The organism is Pseudomonas syringae CC1557 (genome assembly GCF_000452705.1).
Lineage (GTDB): Bacteria > Pseudomonadota > Gammaproteobacteria > Pseudomonadales > Pseudomonadaceae > Aquipseudomonas > Aquipseudomonas syringae_F.
This window is the reverse complement of record NZ_CP007014.1, coordinates 4,583,352-4,601,037: the sequence shown is the minus strand read 5'-3', so window position 1 is coordinate 4,601,037 and position 17,686 is coordinate 4,583,352. Positions and strand designations below refer to the sequence as shown.

At 59.1% G+C, this 17,686-nt stretch carries 11 protein-coding genes, 1 pseudogene and 1 riboswitch; of the genes and pseudogenes, 7 read left to right on the top strand and 5 right to left on the bottom strand.

Features of this window, described 5'->3' with window-relative positions; all coding sequences use genetic code 11:
- Window positions 1–60: 60 nt before the first annotated feature.
- Window positions 61–1,569 (bottom strand): malate dehydrogenase (quinone), encoded by a 1,509-nt coding sequence (mqo, locus tag N018_RS20325; protein WP_024643630.1) that lies wholly within the window; start codon window positions 1,567–1,569, stop codon window positions 61–63.
- Window positions 1,570–2,288: 719 nt separating this feature from the next.
- Window positions 2,289–2,522, bottom strand: coding sequence for a hypothetical protein (locus N018_RS20320; RefSeq protein ID WP_024643629.1), 234 nt, complete (start codon window positions 2,520–2,522; stop codon window positions 2,289–2,291).
- Between the two features lie 188 nt (window positions 2,523–2,710).
- Between N018_RS20320 and N018_RS20315 the strand changes: the two genes are divergently transcribed.
- Entirely contained in the window at window positions 2,711–3,292 is a 582-nt protein-coding gene (locus N018_RS20315; protein ID WP_024643628.1) for a YajG family lipoprotein, read from the top strand.
- 90 nt (window positions 3,293–3,382) lie between these two features.
- Here N018_RS20315 and N018_RS20310 read toward each other — a convergent pair whose 3' ends face one another.
- The 3 genes and pseudogenes from N018_RS20310 to ltaE form a co-directional block, all read right to left on the bottom strand.
- On the bottom strand, window positions 3,383–3,589 hold the full coding sequence (locus N018_RS20310; protein WP_024643627.1) for a hypothetical protein: 207 nt from the start codon (window positions 3,587–3,589) through the stop codon (window positions 3,383–3,385).
- A gap of 176 nt (window positions 3,590–3,765) precedes the next feature.
- Window positions 3,766–6,168: pseudogene (gene alaS, locus N018_RS20305) on the bottom strand (alanine--tRNA ligase); the annotation flags it as partial.
- Between the two features lie 144 nt (window positions 6,169–6,312).
- A complete protein-coding gene (gene ltaE / locus N018_RS20300; protein WP_025389240.1) occupies window positions 6,313–7,317 on the bottom strand; it encodes a low-specificity L-threonine aldolase in 1,005 nt (334 codons plus the stop codon).
- Window positions 7,318–7,529: 212 nt separating this feature from the next.
- A riboswitch (FMN riboswitch) is annotated at window positions 7,530–7,696 on the top strand.
- A 126-nt stretch (window positions 7,697–7,822) separates the two neighbouring features.
- Here ltaE and N018_RS20295 point away from each other — a divergent pair.
- The 6 genes from N018_RS20295 (at window position 7,823) to N018_RS20270 (ending at window position 17,685) form a co-directional block, all read left to right on the top strand.
- Window positions 7,823–8,335: a 6,7-dimethyl-8-ribityllumazine synthase gene (locus N018_RS20295; protein ID WP_025389239.1), complete on the top strand. Its 513-nt coding sequence runs from the start codon at window positions 7,823–7,825 to the stop codon at window positions 8,333–8,335.
- 275 nt (window positions 8,336–8,610) lie between these two features.
- A complete protein-coding gene (locus N018_RS20290) occupies window positions 8,611–9,243 on the top strand; it encodes a LysE family translocator (protein ID WP_025390585.1) in 633 nt (210 codons plus the stop codon).
- Between the two features lie 157 nt (window positions 9,244–9,400).
- Window positions 9,401–11,083, top strand: a complete 1,683-nt coding sequence (locus N018_RS20285; protein WP_025390584.1) for a fatty acid--CoA ligase — start codon at window positions 9,401–9,403, stop codon at window positions 11,081–11,083.
- Window positions 11,084–11,392: 309 nt separating this feature from the next.
- Entirely contained in the window at window positions 11,393–13,330 is a 1,938-nt protein-coding gene (locus tag N018_RS20280) for a DUF1302 domain-containing protein (protein ID WP_024647359.1), read from the top strand.
- A gap of 27 nt (window positions 13,331–13,357) precedes the next feature.
- On the top strand, window positions 13,358–14,722 hold the full coding sequence (locus N018_RS20275; RefSeq protein ID WP_025390583.1) for a DUF1329 domain-containing protein: 1,365 nt from the start codon (window positions 13,358–13,360) through the stop codon (window positions 14,720–14,722).
- Between the two features lie 230 nt (window positions 14,723–14,952).
- The gene (locus N018_RS20270; protein ID WP_025390582.1) at window positions 14,953–17,685 is read left to right on the top strand and encodes a LuxR C-terminal-related transcriptional regulator; all 2,733 of its coding nucleotides are present in this window, start codon (window positions 14,953–14,955) and stop codon (window positions 17,683–17,685) included.
- The last annotated feature ends 1 nt before the right edge of the window (window position 17,686 follow it).

Here is a 17,686-nt window from a genome sequence, read left to right as displayed (position 1 = left end):
ACGGGGCTTTTGGTTTTTACAGCGTATGGTTTTTACAGTCTGTTCACACAGCAGAAGTCATCAGGCAAACGTCTGTTCCTGATTGCTCTTCTCGACCAGTTCCAGAGCCTCGTCGTTCTGACTGCTGATGCGTTCGTAGAGCTGCGCATCGGTTTCCAGAATCTTCTCGCGAGCCGGGAAAATCTCGTTGAGTTTTGCCGCCCATTCAGTACGGGTTTTTTCCGGGAAGCAGCGCTCAAGCAGCTCCAGCATGATCGATACCGTCACCGAAGCACCTGGCGAAGCGCCGAGCAGCGCGGCCAGCGAGCCGTCCTGCGCAGAAACCAGCTCGGTGCCGAATTGCAGAACACCGCCTTTTTTCGGATCTTTCTTGATGATCTGCACCCGCTGACCCGCGACTTCCAGACGCCAGTCTTCGGCTTTTGCCTGCGGATAAAAGCGACGCAATGATTCCAGACGTTGCTCCATCGACTGCATCACTTCGCTGACCAGGTACTTTGTCAGGTCCATGTTGTCGCGTGCCACGGCCAGCATCGGCTTGATGTTGGCTATACGCACAGACAGCGGCAGGTCGAGGAACGAACCGTGTTTCAGAAATTTGGTAGTGAAACCGGCATAAGGTCCGAACAGCAGGGATTTCTTGCCGTCGACCACACGGGTGTCCAGGTGCGGCACCGACATCGGTGGGGAACCAACCGCTGCCTGGCTGTAGACCTTGGCCTGATGGTGCCGGACCACTTCCGGGTTGTCGCAACGCAGCCACTGGCCGCTGACCGGGAAGCCGCCAAACCCTTTGCTTTCTTCGATACCCGAAAGCTGCAAAAGCGGCAATGCTGCGCCACCTGCACCGAGAAACACGAATTTTGCGTCGATCTCACGCGTGCCGCCGCCGTTCACGTCCTTGACGGTCACGGTCCAGCCAGCACCCTTGCGGGTGAGGTTAGTAACACGGCTGCGGTACTTGATCTGTGCGTCCGCAGAGCGCGAGAGGTGAGTGAGCAATTGATTGGTCAGCGCACCGAAATTGACGTCAGTGCCGTTCATCATGCGCGTTGCCGCGATTTTTTCGTCGGCCGGACGCCCGGGCATCATCAGCGGCATCCACTCGGCCAGCCTGGCCTTGTCTTCGGTGTACTCCATCGAAGAGAACGCGTGATGTTTGCTCATCGCCTCGAAACGGGTCTTGAGGAACGAGATGCCTTTTTCGCCCTGCACGAAGCTCAGGTGCGGGACCTGATTGATAAACGACTTCGCCGAACCGAAGGTGCCCTTGCGTGCCAGGTAGGCCCAGAACTGCTTCGAGACCTCGAACTGGGTGTTGATGTGCACGGCTTTCTTGATGTCGATGGAGCCATCGGCGGCGGGCGGTGTGTAGTTCAGCTCGCACAGACCGGCATGACCGGTGCCGGCGTTGTTCCACGGGTTGGAACTCTCCGCAGCGCCGGAATCCATTAGCTCAACGACTTCCAGCTTGAGGCCGGGGTCGAGCTCTTTGAGCAATACCGCCAGCGTGGCACTCATGATGCCCGCTCCGACCAGTACTACGTCGACTGCTTCGTTATGCGCCATTAACGCGTCTCCAAAATCTGCAGCACCAAATTGACGGCATACGATCCTGAGGCTGATGGCCGGGTGTGCGGGGCGTGGATCAAGGTTGTGCCCTCATTTCCCGGCCAGGATCGCCTGTCCGATTCTTCGCAATTCTTCGCTTCCAAAGCGCAGGTCCCGGTCAGGCTCAGTCATGGTTCATCAGGCCAGCATGAACGCATTTTCAAGCCCGCAGGGCCATTCGACCATCGTCAGGGAGCCTGCTATCGCAAAGGCTCCGACGACGGCTTCAGGCTCCGGTGATGGAGGCGCAGCTGCGGTCAGTCCTGTGCAAAAGGGCCGGTTCAGACACTGATGGTGCATTTACAAACGCGTACCTATTCATTTGCTCGCCACACTCTTGTGAAGTAGTGAAACCCGTTTTTCACGTCCTTTTGGGAACGTGAACCAAACCTCAAAATGGCTGCGATGACAGCGCTGGCAGGTCAGGTGCATAAAGAGTGAGGCGCTGTCAGGCGAGAAAGGTTCGATACGATTCGAGCATTCTGCACCATTCATCGAGCACACCCGTGCGCAAATGACCTGTGTGGGCGGCTCTCTGTGGGCAGTACGAAGGAGCTAATACGAGGATTAGCGATGCTGCGAGGCCCGATCAGGAGACGTCCTTATAATCGGGGGGAGATTATAGCGATGAAATGACAGGAATTGATCGGTTTAAATGACTTTTATTCGCCATCGGGTCAGGCGGTGAGCAACTGGCCGCGAGTCGAGCGCATGCGAGGCTGCGCCGCGCGTGCGCTGGCGGGCAATGGCTGATTCAACCAGGCCAGTCGTTGTTCGGTCACTTCGACCCACTCGACACCGGATGGGCGCTGGGCAGAGTGCTTGAATGCACGGCAGATGCCGGCCTGATCAACGCGTGCGTAATGGCGGAATTGGCGGCGTGCCGAGAACAAGGACTGGAACAGATTCATGGCGCAGCTCCTATGACGTGGATGAGTGCCTGTGCGATGGGAGCGAGTCTGCCGCGCTGATGTTACGCCCTGATTACATTGCGCAACCTCAACGGATGGCGGTTCAGCGGCCACTGGCTACTGGTGGGCGGGTCACGCCCGCCGCTATACTGCTGCACATTCAGTGTCTGGCCCATGGAGAAATGAGCATGCTGCGTCGCATTTTGTTCGGTTTGCTTGCTGTAAGCAGTTTGACCCTGGTGGGCTGCGCCCACAGTCCACAACAATTGAGTCCTACCCCCAAGATCAACGCACAGCTTGCTCCGGTTGGTCGTGGTCAGCCTGTGGTTGTGCGCGTGGTTGACGGCCGTCCTGGTCCGACGCTGGGTACGCGGGGTGGCATGTACCCGGAAACCAGCGCCATCAGCGTCAACGGTGCTGACATCGTTCCGAAATTGCAGGCTCAGGCTGAAGCGGCAGTGCGTCTGCTGGGCTTCACTCCGACTCAGAGCGGCAACGCTCCACAGTTGACGGTCACGCTGGCGGACCTGAAGTACCAGTCGCCGAAAGAAGGCCTGTACGTGACCGAAGCCACCATCAGCTCGACATTCCGTGCTGACGTGCGCAACAACGGCCGTACCTACAGCGGTCGTTACGCAGCATCGCTGGACCAGCGTTTCGGCATGGCGCCGAACCAGGAAACCAACACCAAGCTGGTCAGTGACGTGTTGAGCGACGCGCTGACCCGCGTCTTCCAGGACGCGACCATCGGTTCGACCCTGTCGCAGTAAACCCAGCGGTCATTAAAAAGCCCGGCCCCTGTTGAAGAGGCCGGGCTTTTTGTTTTCTGGTGGTTGGCCGCCGGGCAATAGCGGTCCGGCTCAGGCTGCCTGCTGATAGAACTCCAGAAAACTGAAGCCGGTGTCCTGATCCAGGTCCGGCAGGTCGTGATGAACATGTCCGCCCAGTGCGCAATAGACCAGCCAGTGGCGGTCCTGAACGTTGAAGGCCAGGCCATCGATCAACTCCTGCTGCTCATCGCTCTGGGCCATGAGATAAAGGCGATCCTGATTTTTTGCGTGCAGCATGACAAGCTCCAAAAAGAGTGAAGTCCGTTTCTTGAGGAGCCACACAATGCAGGCGCTTCGTTACGCTTGGGTGACAGCGGCGGGGTATTTTTGTGCAGGATGTTTCGGCGTGCCACAGCGTCAGGCGCAAAGCATCGAGAACGGCAGGCCAACGCAGAGCATTGGCACAAGCGTTACAAGATTCTCGTTCCGCACGCTCCGGCGTGGGAGTCGACAAGCGCCAGAAGCGCCTTGCCGTCCTGACCATCCAGGCGCGTGGCCAGAACCTTGACCCCTTTGACATCCTGCGCAGCCGACGACAGATCGTCACCGGCGGCACTGGCTGCCTTGGCTTGCAGTTGTTCCAGTTGCTTTTCCAGCAGACGGTTGCGCTCAAGCACAGCTGTCAGCTTGTCCAGCAGGTTGTCGCGATTGCCTTTGACCAGCGTCGCGGCTTCCTTGAGTTGATCTTCCGCCGAATTCAGCCAGGCGAGTGCCGCAGCACCGGTCACCGCTTCGATACGGCGCACGCCGGCAGCAACGCCACCTTCACTGACGATCTTGAACAGCGCGATGTCACCGGTGCGGTTGGCGTGAATGCCACCACACAGCTCGACGGAAAACTCGCCGCCCATGCTCAGCACACGAACGCTGTCGCCGTACTTCTCGCCAAACAGCGCCATGGCGCCTTTCTTTCTGGCGGTTTCGATGTCGGTTTCTTCGGTAACCACTGGCGTGTTCTTGCGAATCTCGGCGTTGACGATATCTTCCAGCGCACGCAATTGCTCAGGCTTGATGGCCTCGAAGTGGCTGAAGTCGAAACGCAGACGCTGACTGTCGACCAGCGAGCCTTTCTGCTGAACGTGCTCACCCAGTACCTGACGCAATGCGGCGTGCAGCAAGTGAGTGGCCGAATGGTTCAATTTGGTTGCATCGCGGACTTCATCAGCCACCTGTGTTTCAACCTGCGCACCAACGCTCAGGCTGCCGGACGCCACAACGCCGTGGTGCAGGAATGCGCCGCCGGTCTTGGTGGTGTCGCTGACGTCAAAGCGCGCTTCGCCAGCCAGCAGGAAGCCGCTGTCGCCGATCTGGCCACCCGATTCGGCATAGAACGGCGTGATGTCGAGGATCACAACGCCCTCCTCACCTTCGTTCAGGTGCGTGACGGACTGACCTTCCTTGTACAGAGCAACGACTGTGGCACTGCCGGTGGTCGCCGAATAGCCGGTGAACTGAGTGGCCACATCGACCTTTACCAGGCTGTTGTAGTCCATACCGAACGAGCTGGCCGAACGAGCGCGCACGCGCTGAGCGTCCATTTCGCGCTCGAAGCCTTCTTCGTCCAGTGTCAGATTACGTTCACGGGCGATGTCACCGGTCAGGTCCATCGGGAAACCGTAAGTGTCATACAGCTTGAACACGACTTCGCCGGGCACCACGGTGCCTTTCAGCTCGGCCAGATCCTGCTCAAGGATCTTCAAACCCTGTTCCAGGGTCTTGGCGAACTGCTCTTCTTCGCCTTTGAGGACGCGCTCAATGTGCGACTGTTGTTGCACCAGCTCAGGGAATGCCGAGCCCATTTCGGCGACCAGTGCCGCTACGATCTGATAGAAGAAGCTGCCCTTGGCACCCAGTTTGTTGCCATGACGGCAGGCGCGCCGAATGATACGGCGCAGCACGTAGCCGCGGCCTTCGTTGGAAGGCAGCACGCCATCAGCGATCAGGAAGCCGCACGAGCGGATGTGGTCAGCCACAACCTTCAGCGAGGCCTGATTGTCGTTGCTGCAACCGATGGCCTTGGCTGACGCAGCCAGCAGGCTCTGGAAGAGGTCGATTTCGTAGTTGGAATGCACGTGCTGCAGGACGGCACTGACACGCTCCAGGCCCATACCGGTGTCCACCGACGGCGCTGGCAGCGGGTGCAGCACGCCGTCTGCGGTGCGGTTGAACTGCATGAACACGTTGTTCCAGATTTCGATGTAACGGTCGCCATCCTCTTCCGGCGAACCCGGCGGGCCGCCCCAGATTTCCGGGCCGTGATCGAAGAATATCTCGCTGCAAGGACCGCACGGGCCGGTATCACCCATGGTCCAGAAGTTGTCGGAAGCGTAAGGCGCGCCTTTGTTGTCGCCGATGCGAACCATGCGCTCGGCAGGCACGCCGACCTCTTTGGTCCAGATGTCGTAGGCTTCGTCGTCAGTCGCGTAGACCGTGACCCAAAGCTTTTCCTTGGGCAGGTTCAGCCACTTTTCGGAGGTCAGAAAGGTCCAGGCGTAGGTAATGGCATCACGCTTGAAATAGTCACCGAAGCTGAAGTTGCCCAGCATTTCGAAAAAAGTGTGGTGACGAGCGGTATAGCCGACGTTTTCCAGGTCGTTGTGCTTGCCACCGGCGCGCACGCATTTCTGACTGGTGACAGCGCGGGTGTAGGCGCGTTTTTCCTGGCCCAGGAAGCAATCCTTGAACTGGTTCATGCCTGCGTTGGTGAACAGCAGGGTTGGGTCGTTGCCCGGAATCAAGGAGCTTGAAGCGACACGGGTGTGGCCTTGCTCTTCGAAGAAGCCAAGGAAGGCTTCACGGATTTCTGCGCTTTTCATAGGTTCTTCCACGGAGACTGCGGCCAGAGGCAAGTGCAAAACGTCAAATGACGTAGCGACGGCAAAGGGCCGCATTATATAGGCGTTGCGCCCTCGGTACAGTGTGTTTGTGCGATAGAAACAAGTAACTGGATTATCGGCATGTCATGAGTGTTCAAACGCTGCGAATGCTTCGACCACCTGCTCTGTCTGAGCACGCGAGACATTCAGGTGGGTGACCATGCGCAGCCTCGGCGCAGCAGTGAGCAGGATGCCACGCTCGGCGCAAAAGGCCTTGAGCGCGGCGGCGCGCTCCCCGACCTGCACATAGACCATGTTGGTCTGCACCGGCTCGACGCTGTAACCCAGTTCGCTCAGGCCCTTGGCCAGAAACGCTGCGTTGGCATGATCGTCCGCCAGTCGCTCGACCTGATGATCCAGTGCGTAGAGCCCGGCGGCTGCGAGGCTGCCGGCCTGACGCATGCCGCCGCCAACCATTTTACGCAGGCGACGCGCCTTGGCGATCAGCGCCTGCGATCCGCACAGCACCGAACCGACCGGCGCACCCAGGCCCTTGGACAGGCACACGGACACTGAATCGAAGTGCCTGGTGATCTCGCGCGCATCGACGCCCAGCTTCACCACTGCGTTATACAGCCTGGCACCGTCCAGATGCAGCGCGATGCCCTTATCCAGCGTGAGTTTGCGCGCAGCGGCGAGGTAAGCCTGAGGCAGCACTTTGCCCTGCATGGTGTTTTCCAGTGCCAACAGCCGTGTGCGGGCAAAGTGAATGTCGTCGGGTTTAATGAAGTCGCACACTTGCTGAAGGTCAAGCGAACCATCAGCCTGCACTTCAAGCGGCTGCGGCTGGATCGAACCCAGCACCGCCGCGCCGCCACCTTCGTACTTGTAGGTATGCGCCTGCTGGCCGACGATGTATTCGTCGCCGCGCTCACAGTGCGCCATCAGCGCCAGCAGATTGCTCATGGTGCCGGAAGGCACGAACAGTGCGGCGTCAAACCCGAGACGCTCGGCGAGAGTTGCTTCGAGCAGATTGACCGTCGGGTCCTCACCATAAACATCATCGCCTACAGGCGCATGGGCCATGGCGTCGAGCATGCCCGCCGTGGGCAGAGTCACTGTGTCGCTGCGCAGATCGATGACGGTCACGAAAAAGCTCCCTGAAATTGAAAATCGATAATGCATGCAACCTTTGGCTTGCAACAAGGCATTACTTGAGCCGGCATACATGATAATCAAGCGCTACGACTGCCGATACGCTGTTTCCTTAGATGAAAAAGGTAGGTGTACCGTACGAAAGTGTCCATGCATGATTGATTGATCTGTGATAAAAATCCCCCGCCGGCCACGTAAAGTGACGGCAACGTTCTCAGGGCGGGGTGCAACTCCCCACCGGCGGTAATGGCGCGCAATGTGTCTAGCCCGCGAGCGCTTGCAGGTCGCAGCTTTGGCGGGCGATCTGCAAGGTCAGCAGACCCGGTGTGATTCCGGGGCCGACGGTCATAGTCCGGATGAAGAGAGAGCGGGATTGGTGTCTGCAAGAACGTCTGCAAAACCTCATCATGAACGACATCGTTCAGGAGGCTTTCCTACGCGACTTGAATCCCTTTCGATCCAAATGCCCTGTTTTTTTCATAAACAGGAGTCAGAACACGTGCAACCAACCGCAATTGACAGCAAAAGCAAAAACCATTCGAACGAACGCGTCGCTTTCATCCAGGCCTGCTGGCACAAAGATATCGTCGACCAGAGCCGTAAAAGTTTCATCGCCGAAATGGCCAATCAGGGCTACGCCGAAAGTGACATCGACATCTTTGAAGTCGGTGGTGCTTTTGAAATTCCGCTGCACGCAAAACTCCTCGCCAATAGCGGTCGCTATGCGGGCATCGTCGGTGCCGCACTGGTGGTGGACGGTGGTATCTACCGCCACGAATTCGTCGCGCAGTCCGTGGTCAGCGCGTTGATGCAGGTCCAGCTGGAAACCGAAGTACCGGTCTTCTCCGTGGTCCTGACACCGCACCATTTTCATTCGGGCGAAGAGCATCAGAAGTTCTTTTTCAATCACTTCGTGCACAAAGGCGAAGAAGCGGCGAAGACCTGCGCGGACACCTTGAACAAGGTCCGTAGCCTGCGTCGTCTGGATGCACAGCAGAAAGCCGCCTGCTGAAACGCGTAGCAGCGACACGAGAGACGTTCGTCAGGACGACTCTCGTTCCTGTGAGAACGTAGCTCTAGACGCTCTGCGTCGCAAAGAGGACGCGGAGCGTCCAGAACGGCATGCCGACGCGGAGCGTCGCACGATAGTTGAGATTATCGTTCCGCACGCTCCGCGTGAGAATGCAGTTCACGACGCTCTGCGTCGCAAAGATGCCGGCACCTTTTGCGAAGGCATCAGACGGCGTAACCTGCCAGGTCCAACGTCAACCCTCCATGAGGTCTCACATGTACTTGGCAGAATTTCTCACCGTTGCTCTGATTCACCTGCTGGCCGTTGCCAGTCCCGGTCCGGACTTCGCGGTCGTGGTACGGGAAAGCGTGACCCATGGCCGCAAGGCGGGCACTTGGTCAGCGCTGGGTGTCGGCTCGGCCATTTTCCTGCATGTGGGCTATTCACTGCTGGGGATCGGGATCATTGTTTCTCAGTCGATTGTGTTGTTCAACGCGCTGAAATGGGCGGCGGCTGCGTATTTGCTGTACATCGGTATCAAAGCCTTGCGCGCCAAACCGGCTGCGGCGGGCGACGAGGCGGCGATCAGCAAGGCGCCCGGCGAACGCACTGCTCGGGGCGCCTACATCAGTGGTTTCGTTACCAACGGCCTGAACCCCAAGGCGACGCTGTTTTTCCTGTCGCTGTTCACGGTGGTGATCAACCCGCATACCCCGCTGCCGGTGCAGGCCGGGTATGGCGTGTACCTGGCGGTGGCCACGGCGGCCTGGTTCTGTCTGGTGGCGCGATTGTTCAGTCAGGCACGGGTACGCGCCGGTTTTGCGCGCATGGGCCACTGGTTCGACCGGGCCATGGGCGGTGTTCTGGTCGCGTTGGGCATCAAGCTCGCACTGACCGAGGTGCGCTGAAATTCCCGGGTTAGCAGTGCTTCTACCTGACCAGTTACCCCGCGAGCGCCGGTCGACACCGCATTCCCAACGCTGATTTCACGGGATTTTACTGGCAGAAGAAGGCTCTAGCGTCCATATTTCAGGCCTCGCCTGTGGACTTTGAAAAGGGACTCATATGTTACAGACTCGCGTTCTTCCGCCTGCCGATGGCGCTTATCAGTACCCTCTGTTAATAAAACGCCTGTTGTTATCCGGCAGGCGTTATGAAAAGACGCGTGAAATTGTCTACCGTGATTCCGTCCGCTACACCTACCAGACCCTCAACGAACGTATCGCTCGCCTGGCCAACGCGCTAACCGCCGCAGGCGTGAAGGCCGGGGATACGGTGGCCGTCATGGACTGGGACAGCCACCGCTATCTGGAATGCATGTTTGCGATTCCGATGCTGGGCGCGGTGATCCACACCGTCAACGTCCGGCTGTCTCCAGAACAGATCGCCTACACCATCAACCATGCCGATGACCGCTTTGTACTGGTGAATAGCGAGTTCGTCGGCCTGTATCAGGCCATGTCCGGGCACCTGACTACGGTCGAGAAAACCCTGTTACTGACCGATCAGGCGGAAAAGACTGCCGAGCTGCCCAATCTGATCGGCGAATACGAAGAATTGCTGGCGGCCGCCAGCCCCGAATACGCGTTCGAGGACTTCGACGAAAATTCGGTCGCGACCACGTTCTACACCACGGGCACCACCGGCAACCCCAAAGGGGTCTATTTCACCCATCGTCAACTGGTGCTGCACACCCTGGGCGTGGCGACCATCATGGGGTGCATTGACAGTACCCGGCTGCTGGGCACCGATGACGTCTACATGCCCATCACGCCAATGTTTCATGTGCATGCCTGGGGCATTCCGTATGCCGCCACCATGCTCGGGCTCAAACAGGTTTATCCCGGCCGTTACGAGCCCGAGATGCTGGTGGAGTTGTGGCGCCGGGAGAAGGTGACCTTCTCGCATTGCGTGCCGACCATCCTGCAAATGCTGCTTAACGCCAAAGGGGCGCAGGATGCGGATTTCGGCGGCTGGAAAATCATCATTGGCGGCAGCGCCCTGACTCGCACCCTCTATCAGGCGGCCAAGGCCAGGGGTATCCAGCTCACCGCCGCCTATGGCATGTCGGAAACCGGGCCGCTGATTTCCGTGGCGCACATCAACGAAGAGCTGAAAGCCGGCAGCGAAGACGAGCGCATCACTTACCGGATCAAGGCCGGTGTTCCCGGCATGCTGGTCGAGGCGGCGATCATCGATCAGGAGGGCAACTTTCTGCCAGCCGATGGCGAAACCCAGGGCGAGCTGGTGCTGCGTGCGCCCTGGCTGACCGAAAGCTATGTTCGCGAGCCTGAGAAAGGCGCCGAATTGTGGGCCGGTGGCTGGCTGCATACGGGCGATGTGGCCACTCTGGACGACATGGGGTTCATCGACATTCGTGACCGCATCAAGGATGTCATCAAAACCGGTGGTGAGTGGATTTCGTCACTGGAGCTTGAAGACCTGTGCAGCCGCCACCCTGCTGTCCGCGAAGTGGCTGTGGTCGGTATCGCTGATCCGCAATGGGGCGAGCGGCCGTTTGCCTTGCTGGTGATTCGCGAAGGCCATCCGTTCGACGCGACTGAATTGAAGGAACACCTCATGCCTTTTGTCGTTAATGGTCACATCAACAAATGGGCCATTCCCCGCCAGATCGCGCTTGTTACTGAAATTCCCAAGACCAGTGTCGGCAAGCTCGATAAAAAGCGTATGCGTCTGGATATCGTCGAGTGGCAAAACAGCAACAGCGCGTTTCTCTCCACGCTCTGATGATTGACGCTTGCCGTGCCTGTCGGGTACGGCAAGCGTCTGCGTCGCCGGTCCTGCTCTGCGACTTGCCAAATTTTCTATTTCAGCCATTCTCCCCGCCTGACTTTTGCGCAGCGGCTCGAAAAAGAGCGGGCCAGAGGCGTTGGTTCTGCAAATCACCCTTTAGAGGGATCAAGGGGCGGAGTCTGCTGGCTATAGTCGCCACAGGGAATGAGTGACCGCGGACCTGGCGTGTGAGTTGATTCGATGACTGAATCGTTTTCCGGATTTTCCCACTGCCATAACAATAAAACACACGGAGTAGCATCGATGACTACCACAACCCTGTTCTGGCGGCGGGCAAAGCTGCCGCTGGCCGTGAGTCTTGCTTCGTCACTGGCCGGCCCGGCGTTCGGCGTGACGTTCAATGTCGGTGAAATCGAAGGCAGTTTCGATTCCTCGCTGTCAGTGGGGGCCAGTTGGTCGACCGCCAGCCCCGACAAGAACCTGATCGGGGCCAACAACGGCGGGCGGGGTCTGTCGCAGACGTCGGATGACGGTCACTTGAACTTCAAGCGTGGGGAGACGTTTTCGAAGATCTTCAAGGGCATTCATGATCTGGAGCTGAAATACGGCGACACCGGTGTGTTTTTGCGTGGCAAATACTGGTACGACTTCGAACTCAAGGATGAAAATCGCGAGTTCAAGGACATCAGCGACTCGGGCCGTAAAGAAGGCGCCAAGTCGTCCGGGTTCCAGTTGCTCGACGCCTTCGTCTATCACAACTACTCGATCGCGGATCAACCGGGCGCAGTACGCTTCGGCAAGCAGGTCATCAGTTGGGGCGAAAGTACCTTTATTCAGGGTGGTATCAACAGCGTCAACCCGGTCGATGTCTCGGCCTTTCGGCGTCCAGGTTCGGAAATCAAGGAAGGCCTGATTCCGGTCAACATGTTCTACGTGTCCCAGAACCTGACTGACAATCTGTCTGCCGAAGGTTTCTACCAGCTTGAATGGGACCAGACTGTCGTCGACAACTGCGGCACCTTCTTTTCGCAACCGGACGTGATCGCTGACGGCTGCAACAACAACCTCGCGGTACTGCGCAGCCGCAGCGGTTTGAACAATTCGCTGACAGCTGCCGGTCTGCCAGCCGGTGCGCGCGGGGCGGTTTTCAACTCGCTGTCACAGCAGGGCGTGGTATTCGGCAACCCGGATGAAGGCGCCGTGGTGCGGCGAGGTCCTGATCGCGATGCGCGCGACAGTGGCCAGTTCGGCTTTGCCATGCGCTACAACTTTGAGCCGCTGGACACCGAATTCGGTGCCTACATGATGAATTACCACAGCCGTGCGCCGATTTTCAGCGGGCGCGGTGGTTCGGCCGCGTCCTTCAGTCCTCAGGGGCTGGTGGGTTCACTGGTTCGCAACGGGATTCCGGTCGCAACCGCAACGCAACTTGCACCAACGCTGCTTCCGGTCGTCGTGGCGGGCAACTCCAGTTACTACGTCGAATACCCCGAAGATATCCGTCTGTACGGTCTGAGCTTCTCGACTACCTTGCCTACCGGCACCGCATGGAGTGGCGAGATCAGCTACCGTCCCAACGCGCCGATTCAGGTCAACACCACTGACATCCTGTATTCGGGCATTTCCCCGCTCAACCCCAACGTATCGCTGTTGAGTGGGCAACCGAACACCGACCAGGCAGGTTATCGCCGCAAGGAAATTACCCAGCTGCAAACCACGTTCACCCAGTTTTTCGATCAGGTCATGGGCGCAGAGCGGCTGACCCTGGTGGGCGAGGTGGGCTGGACACACGTCGGTGGTCTCGAAAGTACCTCGAAAATCCGCTATGGCCGCGACCCGGTGTATGGCCCCGGTCCTCTGCCGGGTGGCCAGTGCGCGACCCTCAACGCAGGCACGCTGACCGGCGCAGAGCAGAACAACCTGAATCGCTATTGCGAAGACGACGGCTTTACCACGGCCAATTCGTGGGGTTATCGCGGTCGCGCCATCTGGGACTACAACAGCGTATTCGCCGGGATCAACCTCAAGCCGAGCATAGCCTGGTCGCATGACGTCAAAGGCTATTCCCCCGGCCCTGGCGGCAACTTCGAAGAGGGTCGCAAGGCGGTCAGTCTGGGGCTTGATGCCGAGTACCAGAACACCTACACCGCAAACCTCTCCTACACCAACTTCTTCGACGGCAAGTACACCACGGTGGACGACCGGGATTTCGTAGCGCTCAGCTTCGGCATGAACTTCTAAGCACATGTTTTCAGGATGACGACGAACATGAAAATAACAAAAAGTCTGTTGCAAGCGGGTGTACTGGGAATGTCGTTGCTGGCGACCGGAGTTATGGCGGCAGTCTCCGCATCCGAAGCGGCAAAGCTGGGCAGCTCCCTGACCCCAATGGGGGCGGAAAAAGCCGGTAACGCGGCCAACACGATTTCTGCCTGGAGCCCGATGCTGAAAACTGCCGGTGCGGTCGACAGCAAGGGGTTCCTGGCCAACCCATATGCCAGTGAAAAGCCGCTGTTCATTATTACGGCGGCCAACGTCGAGCAGTACAAGGACAAGCTGGCACCCGGTCAATACGCGATGTTCAAGCGTTACCCTGACAGTTACCGGATTCCGGTCTACCCCACTCATCGCGGCGCCACGGTGCCGGATGAAGTGTTCGCCGCGATCAGGAAAAACGCGACTACCACCAAACTGGTCGGTGGCGGCAGCGGTCTGGAGAATTTCGACACGGCCATCCCGTTCCCGATTCCGGCCAGCGGTGTTGAAGTCATCTGGAACCACATCACCCGTTACCGGGGTGGCAGCGTGAAACGTCTGGTCACGCAGGCGACGCCGCAGCCCAATGGCTCTTACAGCCTGGTGTATTTCTCCGATCAGTTCGTGTTCCGCGACAAGATGAGGGATTTCGATCCGAAAAATCCGGGCAACGTGTTGTTCTACTTCAAGCAGGAAGTCACGGCTCCGGCGCGGCTGGCAGGCGGTGTACTGCTGGTGCATGAAACCCTCGATCAGGTAGCGGAGCCTCGCTCGGCATGGCTGTATAACGCCGGTCAGCGTCGTGTGCGGCGTGCGCCGCAGGTGTCCTACGACGGGCCTGGTACGGCGTCCGATGGTCTGCGGACCTCCGACAACCTCGATATGTACAATGGCGCCCCGGATCGCTATGACTGGAAGCTGATCGGCAAGCAGGAAATGTACATCGCCGCCAACAGCCACAAGCTGGACGATCCGACACTGAAATACGCCGACATCATCAAGGCCGGGCATATCAACCAGGACCTGACCCGTTACGAGCTGCGCCGTGTCTGGCACGTGACTGCAACGCTCAAGGAAGGCCAGCGGCATATCTACGCCAAACGCGACTTTTTCATCGACGAAGACACATGGCAGGCAGCAGTGATCGACCATTACGACGGGCGTGGTCAACTGTGGCGGGTCGCCGAAGCGCATTCGGAAAATTATTACGACAAGCAAGTGCCGTGGTATGCCGTCGAAACCCTGTATGACCTGCAATCCGGCCGCTACGTGGCCCTTGGCATGAAAAACGAAGAGAAAAAGGCTTACGAGTTCGGTTTCACAGCGGGTACCAGCGACTTCTCTCCCAACGCGTTACGCCAGGAAGGCGTGCGTTGAACGCACTGGATAAACGCCTGTGGCGACAGCTGATACCTACCGCAGGCCGATAAGCTGTTGATTCGCATGAAAGCCCCTTGAATGGGGCTTTTTTGCGCCTGTTCAGGCGGCTTATAAGCGGTAGGAATTTTGTTACAGTCTTTTCGGTGATGGACTTTCAAAGGTGCAGATTTACCCGCTAGTCTCCGAGCACCGCGATGCCGAACCAACGATTCTCACACGAGCCGGCCATGACCGATCTGTCCCGCATGCAAGGGTTTGCAGACAGCGCAATTCCTGCGCTAGAAGGGCGATTCTTTCGTCCACCGCTCCCGGAGGGCTACGTTCCACGCGCCCGCCTGTGTCAGCGCCTCGACGCCGGGTTGAGCGGTCGTTTGCTGTTGATCTGCGCTCCGGCCGGGTTCGGCAAGAGTTCGCTGGCGGTGGAGTTTTGTCAGGGCTTGCCAGACCAATGGCAGAATATATGGCTGGGGCTGAGTACTCGGGACAGTGATCCGGGCCGCTTCCTTGAAAGGCTGCTCGCCAGCCTTCAGCAGTTCTTTCCGCAACTGGGCGCCCAGGCGATGGGCCTGCTGAAAATGCGTCAGCGGCAGCAGCCGTCAGTGTTCGACGAGTGGCTTGAAGGTTTGCTCGACGAATTGGCCATGCACCTGATGCTGAGCAAGCCGCTGTTGCTTGTTCTGGATGACTACCATCTGGCCCAGGGGCCGGTACTTGATCGCTGTCTGCAGTTTTTCCTCAACCATCTGCCGGTCGGGCTGGTGGTCATGGTGACCAGCCGCCAGCGGCCGGATTGGCAACTGTCGCGCCTGCGTCTGTCGCGTCAGATGCTTGAAGTCGGCGAGCAGGATCTGCGCCTGACGCAGGCCGAATCCATCGCGGTACTGGACCAGCCGGGTCGTTCGCTTGACAGCGAGACGCTGCAACGACTGATCGTGCGCAGCGAAGGCTGGGTGGCGGGGCTGCGATTCTGGCTGCTGGCGGCTGCCGAAGCGGGTGATGGCAACGCCTTGCCGCAGGCGTTGCGCGGCAGTGAAGTACTGATTCGTGAATACCTGCTCGAAGAAGTCCTCGACTGTCTGCCTGCCGATGTTCAGGCGTTCCTTTACGACACGGCGTGCCTGGAGCGTTTTTGCTTCGAGCTGTGCGACGCCGCCCGTGACAGTCACGACAGCGAAGACATGGTGCGTTACCTGAAAGCGCATCAGGTGTTTCTGGTGCCGCTGGACGAACAGGGCCGCTGGTTTCGTTACCATCATCTGTTCTCCGACCTGTTGCGCGCGCGCCAGGCGACCGGAACGCAACCCACCCGTCTGCACCTCAACGCCTGTCGCTGGTTCAGCGCTCAGGGCTTGCTGGACGAGGCAGTCGAGCAGGCCTTGCGCGCCGGGCATCTGGATGTTGCCGCCAATCTGGTGCAGAACCTTTCCGAGGAGCAATTGCTGGCCGAACAGAATGTCGGCATGTTGCTGCGCTGGAAGATGGACTTACCGGACGAGCTGCTGACCAGTACGCCGCGCTTGATCGTCCTCTACGCATGGGCACTGGGGCTGGCCTGTCAGCTGGACGCGGCGGAGGAACTGGCCAGCCAGCTGAGTCGGTTCCTGCCCGCGCCGTCTGCCACTGCACAGAAATCCATGCTCGCCCAATGGCTGGCGCTGAGCGGCATCATTGCACGTGGGCGGGGCGACAGCGAAAAGACCGAGCGCTGTTGTAGCGAGGCGCTGCTTACGCTGCCGGAAAAGCGCTACGGCCAGCGGCTGGTCTGCCTGTCGACGCTGGCCAACCTGGCGATTGCCAACGGCGATCTCTGGCGTGCCAAGGTACTGAACCGCGACGCGCTCGAAGTGGCACAGCGGGTTGCCAATCCGCTGTTCGAAGCACTGGCGCATTATGACCGGGCCAGAGCGTTGCAGGCGCGTGGCGAAGTCAGGCGGGCGATTGAAGAAGTGCGCCAGGGTCAGCAGCGTCTCAAGGGCTTGTCCAGCGCCCGGCTGTACGCCGTTCGCGCACGTCTGACGTTGTATGAAGGCTACCTGCTGACCCTGCGCATGCAGGTCGATGAAGGGCGGGCCCTGCTACTTGCCGGTCTGGCCGAAGCACGCGCCTGCCGTGACATCAGTGTGCTGATCGGGCACTGCGTGATCGCCACGATAGAGGGCTGTGCTGGCCGTTTTGCCGAAGCGTTTGCCGAACTCGCCGAAGCCGAAAGGCTGATGCATATCTGGGACGTGCCACCGATTTACTACCTGGGCATGATCACGCTGGTGAAGTGCGAGCTGTGGCTGGTGCAGGGGCGCATCGATTTGGCCGAGGCCTGGTTGCTGCGACTGACCCACACCTGCAACGGCGGCCTTGGCGCTGCGGCTCCTGAGTGTCATCCGCAATTGCCGCAGCATATTGAGTTGCAGCGTGCGGTGCTTGAGCGATTGAAAGGCGACGGCGATGCCAGTGAACGGCGTTTGCAGGCGCTTGAACGGCGTGCTGAGGCTGTCGGTTCGCAGTTGTTGCGACTGATCGCCATGACCCAGCAGATCGGATTATTGCTGGGGCAGGCGCGGCAGGATGAGGCCCGTGCTCTGTTGCTGCGCAGTTTGCCGGTCGCGGCGGGCGGTGCGCTGCTGCCGTTCAGAGTCCTGCTTGGCGAGCATGCCCAGTGGCTGCACGAACAACTGCTTCAGGCTCCGCCCGGCACAGTACGCGATGCCTTGCTGGAAAAACTCCCGGCCTGCGCTGCTCGCGTATTACTGGAGCCTGCGCATGGCAGCGATTGCCTGAGCGTGCGGGAACTGGGCGTGCTGCAGCTGATTGCCGAAGGCTGCTCGAATCAGGAAATCAGCGAGCAACTGTTCATTTCCCTGCATACCGTCAAGACCCACGCCAGCCACATCAACAGCAAGCTGGGCGTCGAGCGGCGTACTCAGGCGGTGGCAAGGGCGAAGACACTGGGTTTGCTGGGGTGAG

What these genes read in the sequence shown, in the direction of transcription:
- N018_RS20275 (WP_025390583.1), top strand. Translation starts at nt 13,358, where the DNA reads ATGAAAATAACAAAAAGTCTGTTGCAAGCGGGTGTACTGGGAATGTCG.
- mqo (WP_024643630.1), bottom strand. Translation starts at nt 1,569, where the DNA reads ATGGCGCATAACGAAGCAGTCGACGTAGTACTGGTCGGAGCGGGCATC.
- N018_RS20310 (WP_024643627.1), bottom strand. Translation starts at nt 3,589, where the DNA reads ATGCTGCACGCAAAAAATCAGGATCGCCTTTATCTCATGGCCCAGAGC.
- N018_RS20280 (WP_024647359.1), top strand. Translation starts at nt 11,393, where the DNA reads ATGACTACCACAACCCTGTTCTGGCGGCGGGCAAAGCTGCCGCTGGCC.
- N018_RS20320 (WP_024643629.1), bottom strand. Translation starts at nt 2,522, where the DNA reads ATGAATCTGTTCCAGTCCTTGTTCTCGGCACGCCGCCAATTCCGCCAT.
- N018_RS20270 (WP_025390582.1), top strand. Translation starts at nt 14,953, where the DNA reads ATGACCGATCTGTCCCGCATGCAAGGGTTTGCAGACAGCGCAATTCCT.
- N018_RS20315 (WP_024643628.1), top strand. Translation starts at nt 2,711, where the DNA reads ATGCTGCGTCGCATTTTGTTCGGTTTGCTTGCTGTAAGCAGTTTGACC.
- N018_RS20285 (WP_025390584.1), top strand. Translation starts at nt 9,401, where the DNA reads ATGTTACAGACTCGCGTTCTTCCGCCTGCCGATGGCGCTTATCAGTAC.
- N018_RS20290 (WP_025390585.1), top strand. Translation starts at nt 8,611, where the DNA reads ATGTACTTGGCAGAATTTCTCACCGTTGCTCTGATTCACCTGCTGGCC.